This is a genomic window from Nonomuraea basaltis (assembly GCF_005893125.1).
GTDB lineage: Bacteria > Actinomycetota > Actinomycetes > Streptosporangiales > Streptosporangiaceae > Nonomuraea > Nonomuraea basaltis.
Genome location: NZ_VCJS01000610.1, coordinates 1 through 867, shown reverse-complemented (window position 1 = coordinate 867; position 867 = coordinate 1). Strand labels below are relative to the sequence as shown.

Sequence of the window (867 nt, the reverse complement as noted above, 5' to 3'; positions counted from 1 at the left end):
AGATGTGCATAAGAGACAGGGGCCAGGACGTAGGCGCCTACTCGCTGGCCTGGGGTGGACAGCTCCGTCAGGCGGGCGAGGCGCGTGGCGTCCGTGGATGGGTCGCCCCAGCAGCTGGCCACCAGCACGTCCGCCTCCGGCTCGCCCGAGGGGAGGGCGGCGAAGGCGGCGGCGGCCCAGGGGTCCGGGTTGGCGTGCAGGGTGATGGGGACGTTGGGGGCGATTCTCCGGGCCACTGTGATCAAGCGCCGGCGTAGGGAGGTGGACAAGCCGACGCGGATCGCGCGCACCTCGTCGGCCAGTGGGCCGAGGGCCTCCTCGACGGAGGTGGGCGCGGTTGAGCGGCCGGTCGCCGATGCATCGACGGCGCCGGCTGGGCTGGTGGTCGCCTGCGTGCCGGTGGAGGGGGCGGCTGCGTGCTGGGCCGCAGGGTTGTGCTCGGGCAGGGTGCGGTCTATGGCGGCGCGGATCCGGGCCCTGGTGGGTTCGGGGTAGCGGGTGGCGCAGACGGTGCAGAAGCACAGGGAAAGGAGGTCGGCGTCGACAGCGGTCCAGTCTGCGCCGGATGTCTTCTCGTGGACGCTCTGGTGGCCGAACCCCATCGGGCCACAGGCCTCCAGGATCAGGCCGTCCGGCTCGCCGACGGTGAGGATCTCCTGGACCAGGCGCTCGCAGTACTCGATCACGTCCTCGTGGGCGGGGCAGAGCGCATAGGGGTACGGGTCCCCGAAGGCGTTGCGTACGACAAGGTCGGGATGGGCGGCGCCCAGGTGGGAGTTGTGGGTCAGGACGGTCCAGGCGTACACCTTGAGGCCGACGGCCTTGAGGGCGTCCCTTGCCTGCAGGTAGGCGTCGGCGGGGGTCCAC

1 protein-coding gene is annotated in these 867 nt (G+C 71.7%); it reads right to left on the bottom strand.

Going from position 1 to position 867, the window contains the following annotated elements; translation table 11 throughout:
- A partial coding sequence (locus EJK15_RS74050; RefSeq protein WP_206062414.1) for a hypothetical protein occupies positions 1-867 on the bottom strand: 867 nt, incomplete at both ends.